A 2,970-nucleotide genomic window follows, 5' to 3' on the forward strand; every position below is an offset into this window, starting at 1 on the left:
AGTTTCCCGTGAGTTCAGCCGGATTGAAGCGATTTCAGTTGGAACCCACGGCCTTTCGGCTGTGAAGGTTCATAACTGCGGCGGGTTCGCGGGCCCTGAGTCTGGCGGCGTTGGGTGGCACTACGGTTCTACCGGCTGCTCGAGTTCGTCGCTGAGCAGCCGTTCGGCCACGGTGGTGTAGCGCCGTGCGGTGTTGTGGGAGATGCCGAAGACGAGAGACAGGTGCAGTGGGTCCGGGCCTGCGGTCAGCGCTTCGTGAAGGATTCGGTCGGCACGGATGCGTTCGATCGTGAATCCATTGTCGCTCAACGATGGTTTCACCGATTTTTGACTGACCGGCGTTGTGCGCAATGCAGTTTTCGTCGTGAGTAGAACGTGCCGGTTCGGAGTGTGGGGCCATCTGTCCCGGCGGTGGTCGAGCCATGTGTTCAGCGCGATGTGGGTGAGCTCACCGAGCCGTTGGTTGTGTCCGGCAAGGGTGATCCGCCGGTTCGGCAGGTCGATGTCGTCGAGCGTGAGTTTGCGTATAACGGCTGTGCGGCAGGCATGTTCGACGCTCAGCGCCACGACGAGGCGTTCAAGCGGTTCGCTGGCGAGCTGTTCGATCGAGCGCACCTCGTCATCGGTGATGGGCAGGAGGTCCTGGTCTACTGGTTGGCTCTTCAAACCCGCTGTTGGGTTGCTGAAGACCAGAGCATTCTTCTTGGCGTGCCGGAACAGCGACCGCAGCGCCTTGATCAGATTGTGGCGCTGGTTTCCCTGAAACGGCCGCAGCGCCGCGTCGACGTCGGCCCTGGTGACCTCCCTGAGATGCTCGTAGGAGGTGGACCAGTGCGCGAGAAGGGGCTTGACCGAGCCGAAGTAGCTGTAGAGCGTCCTCGGTGATCGTGGGCGAGCACGTGCGCCGCCGACCAACAGGGTAAGGAGCCAGTGGTGGGCCGGCTCGGCGAATCCTGGCGGAAGTTCCGCGGTGACGCGGTCGATCCAGGCACGGATCGGAGGTTCGGTGTCGTCTTTCAGCAGGTCGAAGTGGGATAGGATTTCGACGAGCCTGCGACGGGACGCGAGCCGATGCGGCCGGGTTCGAACCTCGGTGAGCGGCACGCGATCACCGGTGGGCCGACCGGCCAGAAGGGTGAGCAGGGCGTCGAGGCATCGGTTTGTGGTCTCACCGCACCAATCGTGGGCGGCACCGAGTTCCCGGGCGTGTATCGCGGCGGCCGCGAGCACGGGGTCGTCGGATTCCAAGGCTGGATGCCGCCGGGGCGGGCGAGCAGGCAGTCCCGCCTTTCTGCGTTGGTAGGACGCTCTTCTTGAACAGCTTCTGCCGCAGTATTTTTGGTCGCGGCGACTGTTGGCAGGCAGCGCAGTCCCGCAGTGCAGGCAGTTCATCGCGGCGGCAGCGACCTGCCGGCGCGAGTGCGCGGCGTGACCGACCGGGCCTCACCGACCGCCGCTGACTCGTCGTCGGTGACGGGCGTGGCCGCTGCCACGGTTTCGGGTTCGGGAATCAGCAACTCGTCGACCCCGCAGCCGAGGACGGCGCAGATGACGTCCAGGTCGTTCAGTTTGATGGCGTTGGGGTTGCCCGACCACAGGCCCGACATCTTGCCGGCGCTGATGACCAGACCGCGGTCGGCGAGCATCCGCTGGAGTTCGCTGGCCTTCCAGATGCCGCGATTGGCCGCGGCCAATCGCAGGTTCCATTTCATCGAGCGAGTCCTTTCCATCGATCGGCGACCCGGCGTTGCCCGGTGACCCAGGCATCTTCGACGTGGGTGGCGTGCACGTGGATATACCGAGCCGTTGTGCCCGTCCAGGCGTGACCTAATAGTTCCTGGATCGCGAATAGGTTCATACCGGCCAGATAAAGCTGGGATGCGCAGAAATGCCGCAGCACATGCGGTGTCAGCTTCCCCGACCACCTCGGCAGATATCGGTCGGTGGCCTCGGCCAGGGCGCGGCGATAGACGTCGGCGGTCGCGCGCATACACGTCCCGTCGATGTTCTTGCGTTCGGACGGAAACAGCGGCGCAGCATGGTTTTTCGGGTCGACATCGAACAGGCCCAGCACGTCTTCGATGAACCACTGCAGGCTGCGGTCGGCGCCGTTGATCAGTGGCACTACCCGCGGCTTGGGACCTTTGCGACGAGATCCCTTGCCATGACGGACGTTCAGCTTGCCGAACCGGCCCAGCTCCCAGCGCACGTCATCCAGGTCGAGCATCCGCGCCTCGTTGATCCGCAATCCGACATCGGCCACCAGGCGAGCCACGGCGTAGTTTCGGGCGGTCGGGGCGAACTTGCGGCAGGTGACCAGCTCCCCGCGCCACCCCGCGAACAGCTGCTCCACCTCGTCGGCGGTCGGCGGGATGCGCAGCTGCGGATCCACCCACGCCCGCGGTCGGTTGATCTCATCGAGCGGGCACTCGATGACCCGGCCGCTGAGATTGTGCAACTCGACCTTGTGACGCAGTTCGAGGAACTGAAAGTACACCGTCAGCGCGGCCGCCCGCCCGGTCCGAGTCGACGCCCGGGCATCACGCAGCACCTTGCCGAAGTAGGTGTCGGCGTCAGCAGGCTGGATCTCCCACAGCGGCCGACCGAACCAGTCCCGGATCAGCTCAAGGTGATTCACGTCGTTGCGGATGGTCGAGTCGACCAACCCGGCCGATGCCCGGGCAAGGACGAATCCGGCCAGCACATCGGTCTCGAAGCCGGCGAGCTCATCCTCGGTCGCCGGTGCCCGCTGCTCCCTCAGGTCCCGCACGACAGCCAGAGCCAACCCACGCCTCCTCAACTTCACCCACAGTGAAGAATCATCAGCTGATCAGTTATCCAGTCGGCAAAGATGATGCCACTTCATTCGCGGGTTTTGCAGCAGGGACACGCCCACAACAGCTGGTCCAGGCACTCGACGGGCTGGCGCACACCACTCGGTGGCTCAGGAACCCGTCGACTGTTGGTTAA

Annotated in this window: 3 protein-coding genes; all 3 read right to left on the reverse strand. The window is 64.4% G+C overall.

The window, feature by feature from the left end:
* Window positions 1–120: 120 nt before the first annotated feature.
* The 3 genes from BST44_RS28965 to BST44_RS28975 all read right to left on the reverse strand — a co-directional run bounded on the left by BST44_RS28965 (window position 121) and on the right by BST44_RS28975 (window position 2,785).
* Window positions 121–1,248 (reverse strand): site-specific integrase, encoded by a 1,128-nt coding sequence (locus BST44_RS28965; RefSeq protein ID WP_007172300.1) that lies wholly within the window; start codon window positions 1,246–1,248, stop codon window positions 121–123.
* A gap of 140 nt (window positions 1,249–1,388) precedes the next feature.
* Window positions 1,389–1,712 (reverse strand): helix-turn-helix domain-containing protein, encoded by a 324-nt coding sequence (locus BST44_RS28970; protein ID WP_007172299.1) that lies wholly within the window; start codon window positions 1,710–1,712, stop codon window positions 1,389–1,391.
* Window positions 1,709–2,785, reverse strand: a complete 1,077-nt coding sequence (locus BST44_RS28975) for a tyrosine-type recombinase/integrase (RefSeq protein WP_007172298.1) — start codon at window positions 2,783–2,785, stop codon at window positions 1,709–1,711. The genes BST44_RS28970 and BST44_RS28975 overlap by 4 nt, the downstream gene beginning before the upstream one ends.
* Between the last annotated feature and the right edge of the window lie 185 nt (window positions 2,786–2,970).

Origin of the sequence: Mycobacterium scrofulaceum (assembly GCF_002086735.1) — a bacterium.
GTDB lineage: Bacteria > Actinomycetota > Actinomycetes > Mycobacteriales > Mycobacteriaceae > Mycobacterium > Mycobacterium scrofulaceum.